Origin of the sequence: Agarivorans sp. JK6 (assembly GCF_045277145.1) — a bacterium.
Classification (GTDB): domain Bacteria; phylum Pseudomonadota; class Gammaproteobacteria; order Enterobacterales; family Celerinatantimonadaceae; genus Agarivorans; species Agarivorans albus.
Map to the genome: position 1 here is coordinate 4,129,855 of NZ_CP113525.1, position 22,981 is coordinate 4,152,835.

The window sequence follows — 22,981 nt, forward strand, 5'->3', positions numbered from 1 at the left end:
GGTGACTCAGACAAAAAATGTAGTAATATTTCACTATTTCGTTTTTCACTTAAACATTTACCGATTGAGGAAATTGCAATGTCTGCAAGCAAAAAGCCTTTAGCACTAGTTATTATGGACGGCTGGGGCTACCGCCAAGACAGCGCCAATAACGCTGTAGCAAACGCCAACACACCAGTATTAGACAACCTTTGGGAAACGGCTGCTAGCACCCTTATCTCGGGTTCAGGCCTAGATGTAGGTTTACCAGACGGACAAATGGGCAACTCAGAAGTTGGTCACACTAACATCGGTGCTGGTCGCGTTGTATACCAAGAACTTACCCGTGTTGGTAAGTCAATTACAGACGGTGATTTTTTCACTAATGAAGTATTAGTAGGTGCGGTAGATAAAGCCGTAGCTGCCGGTAAAGCCGTTCACATCATGGGGCTACTTTCTCCAGGCGGTGTTCACAGCCACGAAGATCACATGCTAGCTGCGATTGAATTAGCCGCCAAGCAAGGCGCAAAAGAAATTTACTTACACGCTTTCTTAGACGGACGTGACACACCACCACGCAGCGCGCAAGGCTCAATTGACAAGTTTGACGCAAAATTCGCAGAAATTGGTTCAGGTCGAATTGCTTCTTTAGTAGGCCGTTACTACGCAATGGACCGCGATAACCGTTGGGAACGTGTAGAAGAAGCTTATCAATTACTTACTGAAGGCAAAACTGAATACAGCTACGCTAACGCCACTGAAGCGCTAGCAGCTGCTTACGCGCGTGATGAAAACGATGAGTTTGTTAAAGCCTCTGTAGTAGGCGAAAGCGCAGCCAGCATTAACGATGGCGATGCGGTATTGTTCATGAACTTCCGTGCTGACCGTGCCCGTGAAATTTCACGTTGTTTTGTTGAGCAAGACTTCACTGGATTTGAGCGCGCTAAAGTGCCTGCATGTGCTTTTGTTACCCTAACCCAATATGCAGCGGACATTAAAGCCCCTTGTGCTTATGGCCCAACAGATTTAGTGAACACACTAGGTGAGTGGCTAGAGAAGAACAACAAAACGCAACTACGTATTTCAGAGACAGAAAAATACGCCCACGTAACCTTCTTCTTTAATGGCGGTAAAGAAGACGCTTTTGTTGGTGAAGACCGCGAGCTTATCCCTTCTCCAAAAGTAGCCACTTACGACCTACAACCAGAAATGAACTCGGAAATGCTAACCGACAAGTTTGTAGCAGCGATTGAAAGCGGCAAGTACGACGTAATCATTTGTAACTACCCGAATGGCGATATGGTTGGCCACACTGGCGTATACGATGCCGCAGTTAAAGCCTGTGAAGCCGTAGATAAGAGCATTGGCCGTTTGGTTGAAGCACTTGATAAAGTTGGCGGCGAATGTTTAATCACAGCCGACCACGGTAACGCCGAGCAAATGGTTGACCCAGAAACGGGTGGCATCCACACAGCTCATACCAACCTGCCTGTACCTTTCATTTACTACGGTCGTGAAGCAACTCCAGTTGAAGGCGGTCGTTTAAGTGATATTGCACCAACAATGCTAAGCTTGATGGGCATGGAAACTCCAGCAGAAATGACTGGCAAGGTATTGATGAATTTGAAATAATGGCTTGATGAAAGAGCCTATTTCAGCTTCGAAACAAGGCGCTAGCAAGCGCCTTATTCGCCTGTTTAACGCCAGCCTTATTGCTGGCGTTTTGCTATTGCTCTTCCCGCCACTTCATGCCAACGAACAACAACAGTTGCTCGACGTTCAACAACAGCTTAAGCAGCAACAACAGCAACTTAAAAAGCGCAAAAATGATATAAGCAAGGCGCAAGAACAGTTAAGACAATATGAGTTGGCGCTCGCGGACTCCAGCCAACAACTACGCAAACTTAACAATCAGCTTTCCCACTCAAAAATCGAACAGCAAGATATTCAGCAGCAAGAGCGGCAGCTAGAAGAAAAACTGGCTCAACAGCAACAAGCACTGAAGGCACAAATCAACAGCGCTTATCGCTTAGGTAATAGCGATTACATGAAGATGCTGTTGAATCAACAAAATGCCGCAGATTTAGAGCGGATGTTAAGCTACTACCAATATTTGGCCAAAGCCCGCAGCAAGGCCTTAGAGCAAGTCAACTTCCAGCAACTAGAGTTAAGCAAAGTTCAAAGCCAACTGGCCGAGGTGCAAAAGCACCTAGAAGGCTTGGTCGCTCAGCAAAAACAAAAGCTGGACCAGCTACAGTCTCAACAAAATCAACGTAAGCAACAACTCGCTAAACTTAATAAGCTGCAAAATACTGAGCAAAGCCGTTTAGAGCAGCTACAAATTAATGAACAGCACTTACAGCAAGTGATTAGTGACCAAATTGAACAGCAACAACAACTTGCCCTTAAACAAAACTTAGATAAAACGCCTCTCACTGGCCTCGCCAAGGCAAAAGGCAAACTGCCTTGGCCGCTCAAAGGCAGAGTACTTCACAGTTATAACAGTAAAAATCAGGGGCAAACACGCTGGCAGGGCATAGTGATTGACTCCCACCCAGGTACTAACGTAAAAGCAGTAGCCTCTGGCAATGTAGTATTTGCTGATTGGTTGCGTGGTTATGGCCTGGTAGTCGCCATCGACCATGGCGAGCAATACCTTAGCTTTTACGGCTATAACCAAAGCTTAAATGCAGAAATTGGTGAGCGAGTAAGTGCTGGTCAAACCGTGGCTTACGCCGGCAATACTGGCGGCCAAACGACCAACGCCTTGTTCTTCCAGATTCGCCATAAAGGGCAGACCCAAGACCCACGTAAATGGTTAAAATAATTCTACTTTGCCTAAGTATGCTGGCGACAAACTCAGCTATGGCTGCGCAGTTAAGTATCATCATTGATGATGTCGGTAATAGTGCTCGCGATTTTGCGCTATTAGATCTGCACCCCAATATTACCCTATCGGTACTTCCATCAAGCCCTTATGCCAAAGACATTGCCGAACAAGCTCAGCAACAGCAACGCGAAATAATGTTGCACCTGCCGATGCAGGGCAGTGGCACCATTGCTTTAGGGCCATATGGCTTGCCCGATAATTTAGAAGAAGCAGCTTTTAAGCAACGTGTAGAAGCAGCTATTTATAACTTTCCAGAAGCCACTGGCTTAAACAACCACATGGGTAGCCAACTCACCCAACTGCCCACAGAAATGCATTGGTTGATGCAAGTACTGGCTAAACAGCAGCTATTTTTTGTGGATAGCCGCACCCACCTAGCCAGTATTGCCCAGCAAACAGCTAGGGTGTACCAAGTACCCAATTTAAAACGCCATGTATTTCTTGACCACCAAGACAACCCCGTGGCCATTGAGCGCCAATGGCAAAAGGCCATAAGCCTTGCTCGAAAATATGGTCATGCAGTGCTAATCGCTCACCCCAGACCACACTCGGTGGATTTACTTAGTCAATTAAGTTTGCCGGAAGATGTGCAATTGGTAGGGGTAGCCCAACGCATAGCTTTATTAGCACCAGAGCTCGAGAGTGAACCTAGCATTCGTTTAGTGGGTTCAGAAGAGCCCATTGTGCAGCCTGTGCACAACAAACAGCTCTAGGCAGTTGCATTAAAGCAAGCAGTACAAAACCTTAATACCAAGCAATATTATTACGCGGTTTGCTTTTCTAAGTAGATGAGATTATCCATGGCTTGTTGCTGGGTAGTTCCACACAGCCATTCTGCAGCTTTAAAATCACTGCAAACCTTAGGTCGCTCAGCTTTACCAAAAATAGCGCATAAATTATCAGCATTTAAATGAACACATCGCTCACCCGCTACTTTATTTAATGAGCTAATTGATGGCGCAATGCAACAAGCACCGCAGCCTAAACGACAATGCATAACAGGCTCTCCAAAAAAAGGGCGGCTAGTGTAGCAAAACAGGCCAACATAAATCGACGTTTATTTGAACAAAAAAGCAGCCCTAGAGGGCTGCTTTTATTACGCTTTGCGGCTTACTAGTGTAAGCGGCGTAAACTTAATCGACCGGTTGGCGAAGTAAAGTCGTCAAAACAGAGCATGGTGCCGTTACTTAAAGTAATGCAGTTTTTCTGATTAATCGAGCCATCGTGGACTGAACCATCACTAGGTAAGTTGGGATCAATAATCACTCCTGGTGAAGAAGGAATGCCGTCTTCTACTTTTTGATGGGAGCTATCATTATTAATCGTATCGTTAGGATCGTTGGGATCAGTGTTGCCATTAGTTCCCGTATTCCAGGTTCTACCTGAATGCAAATTCAACTCCATATACCAGCCACTACCGCCAGAGGCACAAGTATCAGTATTGGGTAGCATAGTGGTAAAGCTAAGTTTATTAGCGAGCAGTAAACTGTTACTTACCTGCCGTTCACCGTAGTTATTGGTATTGTTATTCTGAGTATTCACAAAATCCAAATACCAGCCGTTATGAGTATTCCAATCAATTGGATTATCGCTTAACAAGCGATTGCTGGAGTCCTCTTCTATAATGGCTTGCCGCAATAAGTTAGCATCATAAACATCTTCTCCACTCACTCTAGAACGCTTAGAACTTACTGCTTCGCCGTTTAAACGATCCCAAATGACATAGATGCTTTGAGTATCTTGATCATCTGCATCGTTATCATCTACTTCGATATACTTACCCGTTCCAAATGCTACTAACACACCTTGATTCAAGCCCATTGGATGAGCGCCAACCGACGGTTTGGTAGTTATTGGCTGCGCTTGATATTGCATGCTAGCGCCAACTAAACGTTTGCTTGGGCTAGTTGCAGAAAATAACGGCGGCTTGGACCCAGCACTTTGAATGGTAGCTAGCTCCCAGTTGCTAGCTCGAGTATCGGATACATCAAATGCCCACATGTTTCCGTAGAGATCACCCGCATAAATGCGATCGGCAACACCGTTACCGGTTAAGTCGACCACCGCAGGAGAAGCCAATGCGTTTGGCCGGCCTTGTCCAGTTGGGTCCTCTGTGCTACCGACCCCAGTACTTAGGTCGGCAATTAAACTGCCGTCTTTTAGGTCGGCAATATATAGAGTTGCTTGGTCATCTGCAGCGTTATAGCCATTTGAAAAGATCACTCCAGTTGTACCGTTGGCCAACTTAGCAATAGTGGGCTGCTCACGACTATAACCTAGGCCTTCAAAACCTTTGGTGGAACTATCAATTTCCCACTTAATGTTATTCTTAGTTGGCCAATTCATATTGGTAACATCTAATGCGTATAAGCCCTTCACGCCAGTGCCCAAAGTTCCCACTACAGTGGTTTTATCCGATTCATCGGTGTAGCCGGTAATGGCCCCATCGACAAAATACTTGTGAGTGTAAGTACTGCGGGTAAGGCTATTTAGATGTTGATAAACTTGGCTGGGTAAATAGGCCATTAGCTCCTTGCCAGTTTTAGCATCAACCACATGCACCATGCCATCGTTTGCTCCAAACACCAGCACTGGCTTATTCACTTTGTGGCCAGTAGCAAGATCTACATAATAGGGAATGGAGTTGATGACATCACCCAATGCAGTAGCGCGTTTTCGCATGGAAAACTGCAAGTCACTTTGCTCATAAGTGCGCTCACCTCGCAGGTAATTCACTACCGCCTGAAGATAATCTAACTTCAGAGAATCGGAGCCTGTTTGCCCTGCCAGCAAGGCGGAGATTTGCGATTGGCTAAAGCCAATAGCCGAAGGCTGTAAACTGTTTGGCGCAGTAAACTCAAAGACCTCGCCGGATTCATCATTACGAGAGAAAATAGTACGCTGTTGATGAGGCATTGAATCGAGTTCTTTGGCCACACTCCAAGTCTCAGTAGAGCTGAATCCACCTCCACTTGCCGCTTTAAATGCCTTTACATCGCCACTCCAGTATTCCCCATCAAATGACGATTGATATAAAAACGAGCTACTGCTTAAAAAATTGTTATTAAACACCGGAGGGCTAGCTGATTGACTGCCACTGGCGATTTTCTCTAAGGCTTTGCCAATTTGCGCGCCCAGTTGCCCAGCGTTAGTTACCGGGAAGTAGTTATCTGGCTGACCACTTTCTTCTTCGTCCCATTCGCCGTCATCAGGTATGCCGTTGTTATTGGTATCGGTAAAACCGCCCCATTTTGCCGCATACCAAAGCGGCGAAGGCAATAAAGTCGCAGCCTCAGAGCTTGAGCTAGGAAAGAAATTCCGCTTACGAATTAGCGGTAAATCTGAGCTGTTGTTGCTAGATTCCCGAGAGTTATTTGGAAAAGCCGAATCATTTTGTAAAGGTGTATCTAAGTAATAAGTACGCTTACTTCCACCACGATCTTTCACATCTAAATAGATACCATCTTTGTCAGTACCGGAAATAACGTAACCAGCATGTTGGTCAATACTGCCCGCAGCGTAAATTGAATCTAAAGTTAATTGAACACCTAAGCGCTTACTACACGTGGCCTCATTATCGTAGGCATTCTCACACAGCTGTTTTACTTCGTAGTGGTACTTTACGATCATATCCATCTCGTGATCAGCGCCTTGTTCGACATCCTCAAAGTTAATCCTAAAGGTGCCTTTAGTGGGAGAAAACTCTTCTACGTAGTAATCAACAATGGCATTTGTTGGCTGAAAATCCCCCTTATTAGTACTAATACAACTACCACTAGCACAGCCGCCTACTGACTTAGCAAACGGAACAATAATGATGGTTTCTCCATCGACTTCAACTTCAACCTCAGGCAGTGGAGAAGAAACAGCTACCACCGTGGTTTGAATGTTTTGCTTACCCGGCTTATTGGGGAAGATATCGGTTTTGTGACCATAATGCGCCACTGCAGCTACCGCATAACTGCCCTCTTTTGTTGGCTCTTGAGGAGAGAGGCCTCGAATCTCCGATAAAGTATTTACAGTTTTTGCCGTGGGTGCACTAGTGGTACCGGTAGTATCACTAACAGACTCACCAATGAAATAATCACCACCAATACTTTCGTATTTTGAAATATTATCTAACAAGTTTTTGAGGTGAAATCCGTCAAGTATCGACCCTTGATAAGAGCCTGCGTAACTTGGGTGAGCGTTAGGGATTTCATCAGAATCGTAAGACGGGCTAATATCGCTGATCACCAAATTATAGGGTGCTGCGCAATATTCTCGATTAGCAAAAGGATCGTCCCACTTTGCAAACGGCAAGCCTAGTTGACCATCGATAGTACCGCTGCCGCTTGAATATGAGCTACTAGCAAAACCTTCGCCGTGGAAATAACGTAAGCTTTCGTACAACATCTCACCAATAGGGTTACCCCATGAAGTACATTCGCCATTACGAATTGCGCGATCGGTAATCCAGCCACAGCCATACTCATAGCTGCCATATTTAAAACCGTAAATACGCAATTTATTGATTGTACTTACAATGCCGTTTACGCTGGTTTTAAACTGCCCGGTATTGCTGATTAACTCGTCGCCAAAATGGGATACCGCTTTACGCAAAACCCCACCTGATAAGTTTTTGTCGTAACTACCAGTAATAAGCCCAAACTCGATACTGCCGTCTTCGCCGTAGTCATGCAGCAATCCGGTGGGTTTATATTGTTTGTTGGGATACTCTTTACAGTTAGCCTCCAACTTGCCTTGTACACATACCTCAACCCTAATCTCATAAGACTCGCTATAATTTCCAGCCAATACAGGACGCTCTGTAGTCGCCCACTCCCATATTTCACTGTTCTGGTTCTTTTTGATTCTTAGCTCTGGCGCACCGCCATCAGACCAAGACGCAGTTCCAAAAAAGTGCTTACGATTACTATTAGGCTGAGACAATGGGGTGTAGTTGTCGATACGGTAACCATTCACCGCTTCTGAGGTATAACTTTTACCCCATGAGTGAGCATCCTGCGGAATAAATACCCGCTCCAATACCGTAGTACCTTCACTGTCTATTGCTCTATAGCCGCCATACAGTACGGTACGCAGAACATCCATGCGTGACATGGTTAAGTAATTCAGAAAATCACCACTCCACTCTCCTGAGCCGGTGCACGCCTTAGTATTCGCATTCGCCTCAACGCCAGGGGTAAAACGCTTTTGCGAAGAATTATAGGTGTAGCAGCGCTCACTATTGAAGTAACCCGCATAGTCTACAACCAAGGGATTGTAGTTAATATCTAGGTCGTTATTGCCACTTAAGTCGGTAGCATCGTTATAAGCTTCATAGTAAAGAGTATGGTCCCTTCCCATTACCAACATCACCATTGGTGAAGGTGAAGTAGCGACGTATAAGGGACTATCAGCCAGATTTAACTGAGCAGCTTTAGTTGCTAATGAAATTACACTTAGCAGCAAACCCATAGTCAAAGCAAGGCAAGTAAAACGGATATGTTTTTGCGCAAGCATGCAGCAACGCACGTGTGTAAATAGTGTGGTGAGAGTACTCAAAGTTTTGCTTCCAACAACTTAGGCTGTTGCAACCTCAAACTGACTTGAAGCGACAACTAACAACCATAGAAAACCTGCTGAAATTTTAATCTTTAAACAATAGAAATTTAGTGAAGCGCTAGACAGTTTAAATTAGTAATATATTTGAAAAACATATATTTAAATAAATACCTTAGCTAAAAATATATAAGTAATATAGAAAATATAAAACCACTAACAACGAACAAAAAAGGAGCTATAAGCAGCTCCTTTTATATTTAGTTTAACGGTGAGTGTTAGTGCAAAGTACGCAAGCTTAAACGCCCAGTTGGTGACTGATAATCATCGTAACAGAACATTGAACCATTACTTAATGTAATACAGTTCTTTTGGATAATCCCATCGTCATCAACAACACCATCAGTTAAATTAGGGTCGATAATCACTGAAGGGGCCGATGGGATACCATCATTAACTTTTTGATGAGAGCTTTCATCATCAATGGTATTGGTATCATCATTAGGGTCTGTGTAATTCTCGTTACCAGAATTCCAAGTAACACCGGAATGTAAGTTCATTTCCATATACCAACCACTCCCTCCTGTCGTACAAGGGTCTTCATTCGGCAATAAAGTGGTGAAACTTAATTTGTTCGCTAATAGCAAGCTATTAGTTACTTGCCGCTCACCATAGTTGTTAGTATTGCCATCCTGAGTATTTACAAGATCTAAATACCACCCTTTATGCACGCCCCAATCTATTGGGTAGCTACTTAATCGACGATTTTGTGCGTCTTCTTCAGTAATCGATTGACGTAGCATATTGCTGTAAATTTGTTCACCATCAACCTCTTCACGTGTATCACTATAATAAGTCTGATTTAATTTATCCCAAATCGCATAAATAGTTTGGGTTGGTTCACCAAGATACTTATTGTCCCCATTTTCTATATATTTACCGGTGCCAAAGGCCACTAAAACCCCTTGAGATAAACCATTAGGGTGAACACCAACCGAAGGCTTTGTGGTGATAGATTGCGAGATATATTCGGCAGGAGAACCCGATTTATCCAAACTAACCGCGGTAAAGAGAGGTTTGTTATCTAGGTTATCAATCTTCCAATTTGCAGAGCTTGAATTAGAGATATCAAAGGCCCACAAGTTACCAAATAAATCGCCAACGTAGATACGGTCAGCGACTCCATCACTATTTTTATCGACAACTGCAGGGCTAGCTAGTCCATTGGGCCTACTTTCTCCAGTAGGATCATCACTACTTCCTACTCCAGTTTTCAAAGTGGCAATTAAACTGCCATCTTCGATATCTGCAATAAATAACTGGCCTTCATCATCGCTAGAGTTGTAGCCATTAGAAAAAATAACCCCCACTTTACCATTGGCTAACTTCGCAATAGTTGGTTCTTCTCGTGTATATCCAATACCTGAATATCCTGCAGTATCAGCATCAATTTCCCATAAAATTTTGCTTTTACTGGTACTTCTCATATCACTTACATCTAGTGCATAAAGTCCTTTAAAGCCAGTACCTAAAGTTCCTACTACAGTAGTTTTGTCATTTTCATCAGTAAAACCAGAGATACCACCGTCAACAAAATATTTATGTGTATAGGTGTTTTTGGTCAAACTATTTAGGTGCTCGTAAACCTGACTAGGTATATAAGCCATTACCTCTTCGCCTGTAGCAACATCTAAAACATGAACCATGCCGTCATTTGCGCCAAAAACCAAAACTGGCTTCTCTACGCCGTGACCGTTTACTTTATCCACGTAATAGGGAGTAGAGTTCACTATATCGCCTAAAGCAGACTCTCGTTCTCTCATGTTATAAGCAAGGTCTGACACCTCGAAGGTTCTATCTCCACGTAAGTAATTAATAACGGCTGTAAGGTAAGTCAGTTTCTCCGCATCAGTACCATTTTGTCCACCTAACAAGTCACCAATTTGACTCAAGCTTAAACCATCATCGGCTCCGGTCAAATCAGATGGAGCAACAAAGTCGACAATTTCATCACTAGTATTATTTCGTGTATAAATCACCCGACTTGAAGGAGATACGGCATCTATTTGTTCAGCCGCTTGCCATGAAGGCGTATCACTAAAGCTTCCCCCACTACTGGAATAAGCCAATACATTTCCACTCCAATTTTTACCTTCAAATCTTGTTTGATACAAAAAGGCACCGCTATTTAGAAAGGTGTTATTAAATACCGGTGAAGTGGCCGATTGAGCGTCGCCAGAAGCTTTATCCAAAGCCTTTGATATTTGAGTTTCTAATTCACCTGCGTTAGTCACAGGGAAGTAGTTATCAGGCTCACCAGACTCATTTTTATCCCACTCTCCTGCATCTGGGAAGCCATCTGCAGAACCATCATCAGCTTCTTCAAACCCTCCCCATTTAGCCGCATACCAAAGTGGAGAGGGCAGCAAGTTAGCAGATGTACTACTAGGGAAAAAATGCCGAGTACGCGTTAATTCTAAATCGTCCTCATTTGCACCTGTATCACGATTTCTAGAATTATCAGGGTAAGCTGAATCTGCTTGCTCTGGAGTATCAAGGTAGTATTTTACCTTATTCCCCCCCTTATCTTTTACATCTAGGTATATACCGTCTTTATTGGTTCCGGAAATCACATATCCTGCATGTTGGTCGATACTGCCTGCAGCATATAAAGAGTCGAGCGTTAATTCTACGCCTGTAGCTTTAGAGCAACTATCTTGATCATCTCCAACATTAGGGCAAAGTTCTTTTACTTCGTAAGTATATTGAACGATCATGTCCATATCATGATCAGCTCCCTGCTCAACATCTTCGAAATTAATTCGGAATACACCTTTTGTACTAGAAAATTCTTCTACGTAATAATCAACGATAGTATTGGTTGGTTGAAACTTCCCTTTAGTTGGGTCAATACTATATCCACCAACCGACTTAGCAAATGGAACAATCTTTATAATATCTCCAGCATCACCCACTTTGATTTCGACTTCTGGAAGCGGCGAGGATATTGCGACCACCATAGTGCTAATATTTTGCTTGCCCTCTTTTGACGGAAACAAATCCGTTTTATGTCCATAGTACGCAACTCCAGCAACAGAGTAACTACCCTCTTTGGTAGGCTCAGCTGGCGATAAACCCCGTATATGCGCTAAGTCTTTTACTAACTTGGCCGTAGGAGCGCTTCTGGTATCAGAGTCATCATCTGTTGATTCTCCTACAAAATAAAAGCTACCATCAACACCATCTAAGCCTTCTTTATCAGAAATAACATTTAAGAGATTGGTAACATCGAACCCAGTAAGTGTAGAGCCTTGATAGCTAATCGTATTGTTTTCATCATCTCGTTTGAGAAAGCTATTAAGCGCGCCAGGAAGCTCATCAGAATCATAAGACGGATTGATATCACTAATGACTAAGTTGTATGGCGCGGCACAATAGGAACGCTTGGCCGTAGCTGGGTCATCCCAATTCTCATAAGGATCATCCCAAGAAGCATACGGCAACCCTAAAGAATCATCTATAGTCCCGCTACCGGCCGAATAGCTTGAACTCGCACTCTTCTCGCCATGGAAGTATCGAAGGCTTTCATAAAGCATTTCACCTACCGGATTACCCCAAGAAGTACATTCTCCATTAGTAATAGCCCTCGTCGCCACCCAACCACAGCCGTACTCTTCAGAATTATAGTTGTAACCGTATATCTTCAACTTATTGATAGTATCTACAATACCATTGACACTACTATCAAATACTCCAGAGGCAGATTTAACTTCAGAACTAAAATCTCCAACCGCTTTACGAAGCACACCACCAGATAGGTTTTTATCATAACTGCCGGTGATTAAACCAAACTCAATTCTACCGCTTTCTCCATACTCATGCAGAACCCCTGTAGGCTTGTAGTTCCCATCAGAGTATTCTTTACAGTTTTCCTCAAGAGCACCTTCAACACATACTGCAACTCGTATATTGAAAGTATTATCGATAGTTCGATTAGAACTACTTAGCACTGGCCGCTCAGTACTCGCCCACTCCCAAATGTTACCGGTAGGCTCATTAGGGTTACTGGCACTAGGAGGCACATCTCTTCTAACTTTCAATTTGGGAGTGCCACCATCACTAAAAGAAGCTGTGCCAAAGAAATGCTTGGTGTTAGCTTCTGGTAATCCAAAGGGTGAATAGTTCCTTATATCAAACTTATCGACGGCCACAGATGTATACATTTTTCCCCAACTGTGGGCATCTTGTGGAATAAAAACACGCTCTAGAACTGTCTGACTAGGAGAGTCACCGCTTGCGGCGGTATCGGTGTATCGATACCCTCCGTATAAAACTTTGCGTAAAACGTCCATACGAGACATTGTAAGATAATTTAAGAAGTCGCCACTCCAGGGGCCAGCTCCCGATTGAGCACAAGTTTTGTAATCGTTAGTATCAGAATCTGATTGTGCAATGCCAGATTTGATAACCGCTTGTTTAGGGACAAACTTACCAGATTCGTAGGCGTAACAGCGGTTACTATCGAAGTAACCTGCGTAATTGATTTTGTTCGGCTTATAAGTAATATCTAACTCACCATCACCATCTAAATCAGAGGCATCATTGTACGCTTCGTAATAAAGGGTGTGGTCACGTCCCATAACTAACATAACCATTGGTGGTGGCTTACTGGCTGTATATAAGGGTGCATCAGCTAAATCAAGCTCTGCAGCATTAACACCAAACACTATGGTCCCTATAACTGAGCAACTAAATACTGATTTCACTAAATTATTCATTACCAGCAGCCCCCAGAAGTTGGTTCTTTGAGGCCAGTACTAGATAAACTTAGTTGTTGACAAGAGTCCCCAGATTGAGAGCCTTTAGGTGTAGCGGTAAGCTTGTAGCCTGAATCGCTAACATTACTCGCTGTAAGCGTGTAGATTTCGTTGAATTCGGTGCTAGGAGTGTAGATAGTTAAACTTGTACCGCTAGCTGCACTGGCATAGCTAAGGTGCATTGCGTAATAGCTTTCCATTTGTTGGGCAGCTTCCACTAAAGTGCGTTTGGCCTCTTCTCTTTTAGTACTTTGCACATGGCTTAAATAACTCGGGTAAGCAATGCCTGCAAGAATAGCTACGATGGCAACGGTTATCATCACCTCTAGCAATGTAAATCCTTTTACTTGTTTCACTACTTTACTCCATGAACGCTACGTAAGATTGTAAATAGGTTATTGCCCCGCCCTCACCTTCGGCTTTAGAGGTAATGCGCAAAAAACGACGCTTGGGCACTTTAGCTCCTAATACTAAGCCTGAATCAACCCCACCATCTTCGATAATATAACTAGGTTGGCCCGCTAGCGCGTTACCATAAGAATCAGTCACTACGGCCAACTTAGGTGCAGAGGTCCAATTGTTGTTATCTTGCCACCAAGTATCACTCGCAAAAGCAGCGGTCACTAAATTATTAGGCGTGTCTGGATTAAGTAATGCGTCAGTGTGGTAAGCTTGCTGGCGAACAACAAACTCGGCTTCGTTCACTCCGGAAGTTGCACGAGAAAAGCTCATAGAATGGTCTTGGTGTACCGCAGAGCTTTTACGGCCACTGGTGACTTGCTGGGCAATGGCAATACCAATCATCGCGATAATCACTACCATTACCAGGGACATGATTAGCGCCATGCCTTGTTGCTTAATACTGACTAAAGGCATATTTAGGTTCCCATATTTAATAGTAAAACAGTTTCACTCACCGCTTGGCGGATGCTTTTATCATTCACCGAAATTTCTTTATCTAATACCTGATATTTTCGGGTATTCGTCAAATTACTCATCGATACTTCCTGTGAAACCAGTAAGCCCACTTTGACGCGATTAACTTCATTCCAATCCGAGACTTCAGAGGCTGTATAGTACTTAAATGTACTGTCCTCGATACTTCCGTATAGCACTTGCAAATTATCTATACTTTCGTCAAATACAGTATCGCCACTTGCGTCGCGGCAAACCAATTGGTCACTAGTAGAAATAAAGAACACTAAGGTTGTTACCGTATCCGCCGCCAACTCAGAGCCGTCACAGGTATACATACTTGCATTGGGCGCGGCTGCACCAAAAAAGCGAAAAGCAATAACATCGGTAGCGGCTTTTGCGCCAGCAAAGGTGGTTTGGTCGTTTAAACCTTGCACCATTTGCGCTTCATCCCAAGTAAAGCCAAAACTATCGGCGGTTGAAACCAGCGGTAACAAGGTATTCTGATAGAGTTGGTTGTAATCTCGAAAGCCTGCTTGCTGCAGATACAAGCGCAAAGTTTGAATGCTCATTCGGTTTTTACTCACCAATAAATGGCTAGCTCGAGTGGCTTCATAACTTTTTTGGTCGCCAATTAAAGCTGCATATAGGCCACCCACCACAATCAGTGACAATACCAATGCGATCATTAACTCAACTAAGCCAAAACCACTTTGTTTGTGCATTACCTTACCCATACCGCTACCTCACTACATTGGTGACCTGCTCCAGTTGTATCTGCAGAGCAATCAGCGGCGCCGGCACCCGATAAGTTGGCATCCCAGGTCATTTTTACAGTGACCAGGTTGCTGGCGTGTTGTATTGAAAAGCGTAGCTGGGGTATATACACAGAATGATTACCAAACCAATCAGCTAACTCAAACGCCGCAAACTCTGCTCGTGTGCAAGTTTCGCTAATACAGTTTTTGGAACTGGTAGGGGCTGTACCATCGGCAAGGTTATCGATATTAAACTCGTTGTTTACGGTAGCTTCTGGCATGGCACTAAAACGCTGTACAATATCTAACATGGCAATGTTAGCCGTTTGCGCAAAGCGGGCTTGGTGAGCAGTATTTACCGACTGGATCTGTAAAGCGGCGTGCCCAAGTAAACCGATAGCAACAATAACTACTGCTATCAGCAGTTCAATTAAGGTAAAGCCTTGTTGTTTAGTTGCAGTAAGTTGTTGATGGCGAAGCATATTCAACCCTCCCCATGCGTGTAATGCTGATTCGCTGGTCTTCATAATCGTTTGAAGGAGCACAAACCGTTAACTCACCAGCGGTAGCGTGACCAGTAGGGAAAAAACGCACCAAAGTACTGGTGCTCCCACTGGCAGAAGGACTATATTTCAATTCTCCGGATTGAGGCTTAGGGTGCGCAGCAATAACGGGGTCACTTGAAGACAAACCGCCAGAGCGAGTTTCATCAATAAATACCAACCAGCCCTTATTCGCTCCCCAAGCAGCCTCACAACTTGTACCATTGGTGGTAGGACAAACATAAGTAGAGAGGTTGTTTCGAATAGCTTCCTGTTGGGCCACCAATAAGCTGTTTGCTAAAAGGTCTCGGGTGACTTTTTGCTTATTGTCTTGCATAAAACCTTGAAGCGAAGGCACCGCCACTACCATTACAATAACCAGAATCGCCACGGCGATCATTAGCTCAAGTAGGGTAAAGCCTTTGGCTACATAGCCTTGTTTGGAAATACCAAGCATTGCTTATCATCCATAACAGCAATAATCACAGCAAATAATGTAAAGCGAACCAGTCACTCCACAGGTAAAAAATTGATGAGACTATATAGTAAAAAAATCAATAAATTAGCGAGTCATTTTGTCAAACATACCTTGTATACACAATAAGCAGAGCAACAATAGTTGACAGATATCATACTTCGAACTACCACTTCTGTAATGCAGGGTTGACAGCACGAAATACTGTCTCAAATACCCAACACAATTTTGTCCGGCGAACAGTGTTGGCAACACTTTTCTTAACAAAGCTAGATAAAAATATTGGTGTGTAACAATGAAAATGTGTAATCTAAATTCACCAATAATCACGCAACTTTTTTTATGAAACCTCAGTCAGTGCCTAGCTACGTTGATGACAACTATGTAAACAATGTTGTTAACGAATGTGTCAGTTTCATGAAGGGGAGTGCGCCGTGGTGGGTACAACAATCGTGTTTAGATTGCCGAGAATCAAAACAACTATTGCATTTATTTTTGGTCGCTTTTAGCACTTGGAGAAAGCGCCGAGCGCAACCCAATCATAAGCGAAATATCGAACCCAACAATCTATTTGACCTTGGGCCTCTCATTTACGACTTGAGCTATACCCTTAATCAATTAGCTAACCAAGACAAAGACTACCTTAGTGAAGAGTTAAAAGGTGCCATTAAACTTATTCACCAAGATGCTCAGCATTTCTTAAAAAGCTGGCACAGTCTCGATATAGAACAAATTACCGATACACCACTCTCTCAAGTTTCTTAATTTATACAGTTAAAGGTTTTATGCGTTTATCTTTTCAAGCTATTGAAAACTGGCAACAGCACGCCAGTGATTTATCGAAAATATCCAGTAATCTAGAGCCTTCGCAGTGGCAAGAATGGCAGCAAGCGGCTCAACTCTACAGCTGTACGTTTAATCAGCGAGTGGTTGCATATTGTGTTGTAAGTTGTAATAAACAACAGTTGTTAGTGCAGCGCTTTCACGTGCGAGATATTACCCAACGCCGTGGCATAGGCTTGTTTATGTTCCAGCAGCTTCTGCAGTTAGCGGCTCAAAAGGGCCTAAGCCAACTCACTTTTCCGCACAGCAATGATCCAGCCGTGCTGGCCTTTTATCAGCATCTTGGCTTAAACAACCAATTCACCTTTCAGCTATAAAAAAACCAGAGCCATGGCTCTGGTTTTTTCTTTTTCTACCCGTATTACTACAAAATAATCGACTTCAAATCGTCGTTTTTACGATCTAAATAGTGGGTTGATTGTATTTTACGAATAGTACGCGTTTTACCACGAACCAATAGCGTTTCGGTGGTGGCAATATTACCTTGGCGATTAATACCTTCCAGTAAATCACCTTTGGTAATGCCCGTTGCCGAGAATATCACATTGTCGTTTTTGGCTAAGTCATTCAACTGCAATACGCTATTTACTTGAATATCTTCGGCTTCACAGCGACGAATCTCTTCTTCACCAATTGCGCGATTTTCCGGGGTATCTTCTTTTACCTGGTGGCGTGGAATTAAACGGCCTTGCATATCACCGCCTAAAGCGCGAATTACCGCCGCCGAAATCACCCCTTCTGGTGCTCCGCCTACACAGTACATCATGTCAACTTCGCTAAGCGGCATACACGATAAAATCGATGCAGCTACATCCCCATCAGGAATTGCAAATACTCGAACACCTAGCTTTTGCATTTCAGCAATCACTTGGTCATGACGAGGCTTAGCCAAGGTAATCACTGTCATATCGCTCAGCTCTTTGCCCAAAACCGACGCAACCATTTTAATGTTGTGCTCAAGTGGTTGGTTTAAATCGATGCAACCTTTGGCTTCCGGTCCAACTACCAACTTTTCCATGTACATATCTGGTGCACGTAAGAATGCGCCTTTTTCGCCTACAGCAAGCACGGCAACAGCATTGTTTTGACCCATTGCGGTCATGCGGGTGCCTTCAATAGGATCTACCGCAATATCTACACCTTCGCCACCGGTACCAACATGCTCGCCAATGTAAAGCATCGGTGCATCATCAATCTCGCCTTCGCCAATAACCACTTCGCCATCAATGTCGATGTCATTGAGCATGATACGCATGGCTTCAACAGCTGCGTTATCAGCAATATTTTTATCCCCACGGCCCAACCACTTGTAACCAGCTAAAGCTGCGGCTTCGGTCACGCGGGAAAAACGAAATGCCAGATCTCTTCTCATCAGATACGCCTAATCAACTAAAAATCGTGACGAATACTAGCACAAGATTATGTTTTATTCAGCTTGAAAAGCTAGGCTAAGGCCTGCTTTACCAAGCTTAGTGCTTCGTCAGACAAATCTAGTGCAAGCGCAGCTTGCTGGCCTTGTTCAGACATTTTTGCCCAGGTTTTTTGCACGATGCTAATCACTTTCTCTTGAGCATGTTTATTAGCAAATTCAACAAAGTAGTACTTTAAGAATACCAAGCAAATAACATCTTCAAGGGCTTGGGTAAGCGGGTTACGTTTTAGCTTTTCTTTGCGTAGTAAACTGGCAGTAGCATCGATGAGGGTTTCATCTAAATTGTGCTTACGCATTATTTCTGCACACAACTCAGCATGCTTTTTACCTAAATCGCTGCGCCATTTTAAGTAACCTGCTCGACCTTCTGGGTAATCACTTCTTAATGATAACCAACGGCCAATATGCTGAGCTCGGGCAGCAATTTGTAATTCAGCTGGAGGTGCTAACATAAAATCATGTAAGCAATTAGACATGCGCTTACCGTACAAAAATTCTTTGGCATGCTCGGTTCCTAACTCATCTATCTCCTTATTTGGGTCATTTAAGTTAAATTGATCGATATCGTTTAAAACCTGATTCAGAATATTTTGCTGCATGATTTGCGGTTTTCCCATAACTTTGTTTTATCCTTTAACAAGGGCACAACATATCCTACCGAAAAGCCAAAAACAACACAGACGGTTACACCAAAAAACAATTGCATTATCAGCGCATTTAACTATATGTTAATAATTAGAGCGGCATATATGACCAACATATATATCTAAAAAGGAGTTAATCGCTATGCTGATTGGTGTACCTAAGGAAATAAAAAATCACGAATATCGTGTGGGAATGACACCCGCCAGTGTGAATGAGTTAATTCAACATGGCCATCAAGTCATTGTTGAGACTCAGGCCGGCGCAGGTATTGGCTTCAGTGATGCTGATTACCAAGCGGTCGGCGCGAACATTTCAAACACTGCCGCGGAAGTATTTGCCGCAGCCGAAATGATTGTGAAAGTAAAAGAACCACAAGCAGTTGAGCGCGCTATGTTGTGTGAAGACCAGCTATTGTTCACTTACTTGCACCTCGCTCCCGACCCAGAACAAACTCATGATTTAATAAAATCTGGCGCAGTTTGTGTAGCTTATGAAACAGTAACTAGCCCACGTGGTGGTCTTCCCTTGCTGGCACCAATGTCAGAGGTTGCGGGCAGAATGGCGATTCAAGCAGGTGCACTTGCCTTAGAAAAATCTAAAGGCGGTCGCGGGGTATTGCTGGGTGGCGTGCCAGGGGTAGAACCTGCCAAAGTTACCGTTATTGGCGGCGGCATGGTTGGTCGTAATGCTGCACAAATGGCTGTTGGAATGGGTGCAGATGTCACCATACTCGATCGCAGCATTGATGTACTTCGCAGTGTTGATGCTGAATACCATGGCCAGCTTAAAACGGTTTACTCAACGACCAGCAGTATTGAGCAGCATGTATTAGAGGCTGATTTGGTGATTGGTGGTGTATTGTTACCAGGTGCCGCTGCGCCCAAGCTTATCACTAAGGATTTGGTTAAACGCATGAAGGCTGGCAGCGCTATTGTTGATGTTGCCATCGACCAAGGTGGTTGTGCCGAGACCTCAAAGGCTACTACCCATCAAGATCCTATTTATATCGTGGATGATGTGGTGCACTATTGTGTTGCAAATATGCCAGGCGGCGTGGCTCGTACCTCTACCATGGCACTTAATAATGCAACTTTGCCTTACATCATCACCCTTGCGAACAAGGGATATAAGCAAGCACTGCTAGATGATGAGCACTTGCGCAATGGCTTAAACGTAATGCATGGCAAGTTAACTTGCGCCGAAGTAGGCGAAGCCCTTGGCATTGAAACGGTCGAGCCTTTAGAGCTACTGGCCTAAGTTACAGAAAAAAAGAGCGCTTAGGCGCTCTTTTTTATATCTGTCTAGTTAACCTGAACTCGGGATAAGGAACTGACGATAACTCCGCAAACCAGTACTTAATCTAATTTCATATTTCTGGCGAGATAGTTTTGCTTAGTTCAAGGCGAAGCTGCGCGTCAATAGCTAGCCTATTGCAAGTGGCTTCAACACCGAAATAAGTAAAAATAGTCGTTAGAAACCAGTTTAATGTCCCGAGCTCAGATTAATTATTAAGCCTTAGCGCTTTTTGCCATACCCGCGATCTTTAAGGCTACGTCCCCATTTATCTAGCCAGGCATCTAAGCCACTGCGAGCATTACCGGCGATTAAGCAAGCGGCGGAGCTGGGGCTAGAGAACTGATAATCACGCATAAACTCGTAACCATCGCCTTGACGGCAAAGAACGGTATCTTCAAGTAACTGCTCACGTAGTGCCAACACTGCCGGGCGTAACGACTCCGCCCCACCACCATTGGCAGTTGAACCTTTCACTACAGTAAAGCCGGGTTTGTTTTTAGCGCCAGTAGGGTAACCATGCGCAACCGCTTGCTTAACGCTGAACGAATATTCAGCGGATATGGTGTGCTGACTGCTCTCAACCACTAGCTCACGTAAAGACAATAGCTGCTGATACAGTTCAATAGGTAAAATTGCAGCGGTTTTGCGGCCATCACCGTCAATAACAAAATTAACTTTAGAAAGTTCGAATGGACCGTCCATGTCAGACCATGTATTAGAAAGTTTGTGCAAATTTAACACAGGCAAGCGGCAGATTTGAATATAAAAAAACCTCGCTAGGCGAGGTTTTTAATAAGTTTTTATTCCATGGCTGCTTTGAGCTTCTTCATGGCATTTTTTTCTAGCTGCCTAATCCGCTCTGCAGAAACTTGGTAATGGTCTGCCAACTCTTGCAAAGTCGCTTTGTCTTCATCTAACCAACGGCGCTGCACAATATGCGCATTTCGCTCGTCTAGGGTATTTAAAGCGGCTCGTAAGCGATTAGCTGCAGCAACTTCCCAGTTTTCTTTCTCTACAAACTGGGCTACATCAGAAGACTTATCTTCCAAGTACTGAATCGGCGCAAAGCTGCCTTCACGCTCATCATCATCGGCGGCTAAATCAAAGGCTTGGTCTTGGGCACTCATTCGAGATTCCATTTCCAATACGTCTTTGGTACTTACACCAAGATTCTCAGCCACCATGTTTACTTCGTCATTACTAAACCAGCCTAAACGCTTTTTAGATTTACGAAGATTAAAGAACAACTTACGCTGTGCTTTAGTGGTAGCAATTTTCACCATACGCCAATTACGTAATACGTATTCATGAATCTCCGCTTTAATCCAATGCACAGCAAAAGATACCAAACGAACACCCACTTTAGGGTCAAAACGTTTTACGGCTTTCATTAAGCCTACGTTGCCCTCTTGAATTAAATCGGCTTGCGGCAAGCCATAACCTGCGTAATTTTTAGCTACATGCACTACAAAACGTAGGTGCGACATAACTAATTCGCGAGCTGCTGTTAAATCACCCTCGTCGTATAAACGAGTAGCAAGCTCTTTCTCACGCTCAGGCGTGAGCATATCAGCGCGATTAACTGATTGAATGTAGGCTTCAATGCTCCCTTGCGGGACTAGCGCCATAGATGCATTTACTTGATCCATTTCAACCTCTAAATATTACTCGGTCAACGAGTCTACCATAGCCAATTAGCAAGATCTAACCCCCTATATAGCAGGCTGCGCGGCTTTGCGCAGTCTCACTTGTTTCCAGATATATGACGCACTAAATCAGAGATAGTTCACATTTTTAAGCACTTTCTAGGTGCGCAATTTTACCAAATAGGTGCAAGTTATCCCTTAAGGAGTATAGACAGTTGGAGCTCAATAAAAATTTCAAAAAACTCTAACTCTTTGATAAAAAATGATTTTAATCAAGTTTTAGTGTTTTTTTTGCTACTGGCACCATGATTGCGTCATAGCTGGCATAAGTAATTGCGAGACAGTGATATGAGCATACAAAGAATTAGCCAACATCCTAAAACAAGTCAAAAGCAGCCTATTGAAACAGGCATGGTTGACTTGGTGGGTGCTGGCCCTGGCGATCCAGAGCTGCTCACCTTAAAGGCCCTACGCAGCATAGAACAAGCAGACCTAGTGTTATATGACCGCCTAGTAAGCGAAGAAATCTTAGCGCTTATTCCTAGCAACACTAAAGCTATTTACGTAGGTAAAGCCAAAGCCAATCACTGCATCCCGCAAGAACAACTTAACCTCTATATGGTAGACAAAGCTAAACAAGGTTTACGCATTTGTCGCCTTAAAGGTGGAGACCCATTTGTATTTGGTCGTGGCAGTGAAGAACTCAGTGTTTTACATGAACATGACGTTCCAGCTCGGGTTATTCCTGGTATTACTGCTGCATCTGGCTGTACTAGCTACGCGGGTATTCCGCTTACTCACCGTGGCCTAGCCACTGGTTGTAGCTTTATTACTGGCCACAAACAAGATGGCAAATTAGATATCGATTGGGCCCAACTGGCGCAACTCGACCACACCTTAGTGTTTTACATGGGGCTGAGCAGCTTGCCTGAAATCAGCCAACAGCTACAACGTTTTGGAAAGAGTGCAAAGACACCTGCCGCATTAATAGAAAAAGGCTGCCAAAGCGATCAACGCGTTGTTACCGGCCAATTAGACCAGTTACCTACGCTCGCCAGTGAACACCAATTGCAATCCCCTACATTAATTGTAATCGGTGAAGTGGTATCACTGCGCGAGCAACTCAACTGGCTAAGTAAGTTAGACGCGAACCAGAACCAATTTGAATTAGAAAATAGCGCCGCTCTAAGCGCATAGGA

General features: G+C 43.8%; 19 protein-coding genes. 7 read left to right on the plus strand and 12 right to left on the minus strand.

Annotation, left to right across the window (positions count from 1 at the left end; all coding sequences use genetic code 11):
- Nucleotides 1-78 precede the first annotated feature (78 nt).
- From gpmM to OV592_RS19080, 3 genes are read left to right on the plus strand one after another with little or no spacing between them, the layout of a single operon-like run.
- Nucleotides 79-1,611 carry a 2,3-bisphosphoglycerate-independent phosphoglycerate mutase gene (gene gpmM, locus OV592_RS19070; protein ID WP_406609663.1) on the plus strand — a complete coding sequence of 511 codons (1,533 nt, stop codon included), beginning with the start codon at nt 79-81 and terminating at the stop codon, nt 1,609-1,611.
- Nucleotides 1,612-1,618: 7 nt separating this feature from the next.
- The gene (locus tag OV592_RS19075; protein ID WP_406609664.1) at nt 1,619-2,806 is read left to right on the plus strand and encodes a murein hydrolase activator EnvC family protein; all 1,188 of its coding nucleotides are present in this window, start codon (nt 1,619-1,621) and stop codon (nt 2,804-2,806) included.
- The gene (locus OV592_RS19080) at nt 2,794-3,582 is read left to right on the plus strand and encodes a divergent polysaccharide deacetylase family protein (protein ID WP_406609665.1); all 789 of its coding nucleotides are present in this window, start codon (nt 2,794-2,796) and stop codon (nt 3,580-3,582) included. Before OV592_RS19075 ends, OV592_RS19080 begins: the two co-directional genes overlap by 13 nt.
- A gap of 50 nt (nt 3,583-3,632) precedes the next feature.
- Here OV592_RS19080 and OV592_RS19085 read toward each other — a convergent pair whose 3' ends face one another.
- The 8 genes from OV592_RS19085 to OV592_RS19120 all read right to left on the minus strand — a co-directional run bounded on the left by OV592_RS19085 (nt 3,633) and on the right by OV592_RS19120 (nt 15,902).
- The gene (locus OV592_RS19085) at nt 3,633-3,866 is read right to left on the minus strand and encodes a YkgJ family cysteine cluster protein (RefSeq protein ID WP_406609666.1); all 234 of its coding nucleotides are present in this window, start codon (nt 3,864-3,866) and stop codon (nt 3,633-3,635) included.
- Between the two features lie 116 nt (nt 3,867-3,982).
- Complete coding sequence (locus tag OV592_RS19090) at nt 3,983-8,374, minus strand: pilus assembly protein (protein ID WP_406609667.1); 4,392 nt, start codon at nt 8,372-8,374, stop codon at nt 3,983-3,985.
- A gap of 317 nt (nt 8,375-8,691) precedes the next feature.
- Nucleotides 8,692-13,191: a pilus assembly protein gene (locus OV592_RS19095; RefSeq protein ID WP_406609668.1), complete on the minus strand. Its 4,500-nt coding sequence runs from the start codon at nt 13,189-13,191 to the stop codon at nt 8,692-8,694.
- Nucleotides 13,191-13,586 (minus strand): type IV pilin protein, encoded by a 396-nt coding sequence (locus OV592_RS19100; protein WP_406609669.1) that lies wholly within the window; start codon nt 13,584-13,586, stop codon nt 13,191-13,193. Before OV592_RS19100 ends, OV592_RS19095 begins: the two co-directional genes overlap by 1 nt.
- A 4-nt stretch (nt 13,587-13,590) precedes the next feature.
- Nucleotides 13,591-14,106, minus strand: coding sequence for a hypothetical protein (locus OV592_RS19105; protein WP_406609670.1), 516 nt, complete (start codon nt 14,104-14,106; stop codon nt 13,591-13,593).
- A 2-nt stretch (nt 14,107-14,108) separates the two neighbouring features.
- The gene (locus tag OV592_RS19110) at nt 14,109-14,882 is read right to left on the minus strand and encodes a PilW family protein (RefSeq protein ID WP_406609671.1); all 774 of its coding nucleotides are present in this window, start codon (nt 14,880-14,882) and stop codon (nt 14,109-14,111) included.
- Nucleotides 14,870-15,385 (minus strand): type IV pilus modification protein PilV, encoded by a 516-nt coding sequence (pilV, locus tag OV592_RS19115; RefSeq protein ID WP_406609672.1) that lies wholly within the window; start codon nt 15,383-15,385, stop codon nt 14,870-14,872. The genes OV592_RS19110 and pilV overlap by 13 nt, the downstream gene beginning before the upstream one ends.
- A complete protein-coding gene (locus OV592_RS19120) occupies nt 15,354-15,902 on the minus strand; it encodes a GspH/FimT family pseudopilin (protein WP_406609673.1) in 549 nt (182 codons plus the stop codon). The genes pilV and OV592_RS19120 overlap by 32 nt, the downstream gene beginning before the upstream one ends.
- Before the next feature lie 360 nt (nt 15,903-16,262).
- Between OV592_RS19120 and OV592_RS19125 the strand changes: the two genes are divergently transcribed.
- A complete protein-coding gene (locus OV592_RS19125; RefSeq protein WP_152783368.1) occupies nt 16,263-16,685 on the plus strand; it encodes a hypothetical protein in 423 nt (140 codons plus the stop codon).
- A gap of 20 nt (nt 16,686-16,705) precedes the next feature.
- Nucleotides 16,706-17,080, plus strand: coding sequence for an acetyl-CoA sensor PanZ family protein (locus OV592_RS19130; protein ID WP_338622360.1), 375 nt, complete (start codon nt 16,706-16,708; stop codon nt 17,078-17,080).
- 47 nt (nt 17,081-17,127) lie between these two features.
- Here the strand turns inward: OV592_RS19130 and glpX are convergent, their stop codons facing one another.
- Together glpX and OV592_RS19140 are read right to left on the minus strand one after the other, a co-directional pair.
- The gene (glpX, locus tag OV592_RS19135; RefSeq protein ID WP_016402260.1) at nt 17,128-18,135 is read right to left on the minus strand and encodes a class II fructose-bisphosphatase; all 1,008 of its coding nucleotides are present in this window, start codon (nt 18,133-18,135) and stop codon (nt 17,128-17,130) included.
- Nucleotides 18,136-18,206: 71 nt separating this feature from the next.
- On the minus strand, nt 18,207-18,812 hold the full coding sequence (locus OV592_RS19140; RefSeq protein ID WP_016402261.1) for a DUF4202 domain-containing protein: 606 nt from the start codon (nt 18,810-18,812) through the stop codon (nt 18,207-18,209).
- A 169-nt stretch (nt 18,813-18,981) separates the two neighbouring features.
- Here OV592_RS19140 and ald point away from each other — a divergent pair, with 169 nt between their 5' ends.
- Nucleotides 18,982-20,097 (plus strand): alanine dehydrogenase, encoded by a 1,116-nt coding sequence (ald, locus tag OV592_RS19145; RefSeq protein ID WP_406609674.1) that lies wholly within the window; start codon nt 18,982-18,984, stop codon nt 20,095-20,097.
- Between the two features lie 258 nt (nt 20,098-20,355).
- On the opposite strand, the gene OV592_RS19150 is transcribed toward ald, so the two are convergent.
- Complete coding sequence (locus OV592_RS19150; RefSeq protein WP_016402263.1) at nt 20,356-20,838, minus strand: DUF4357 domain-containing protein; 483 nt, start codon at nt 20,836-20,838, stop codon at nt 20,356-20,358.
- 98 nt (nt 20,839-20,936) lie between these two features.
- Nucleotides 20,937-21,785, minus strand: a complete 849-nt coding sequence (gene rpoH, locus OV592_RS19155; RefSeq protein WP_221077420.1) for an RNA polymerase sigma factor RpoH — start codon at nt 21,783-21,785, stop codon at nt 20,937-20,939.
- Nucleotides 21,786-22,130: 345 nt separating this feature from the next.
- Here rpoH and cobA point away from each other — a divergent pair, with 345 nt between their 5' ends.
- A complete protein-coding gene (gene cobA / locus OV592_RS19160; RefSeq protein ID WP_338622363.1) occupies nt 22,131-22,979 on the plus strand; it encodes a uroporphyrinogen-III C-methyltransferase in 849 nt (282 codons plus the stop codon).
- Nucleotides 22,980-22,981 lie beyond the last annotated feature (2 nt).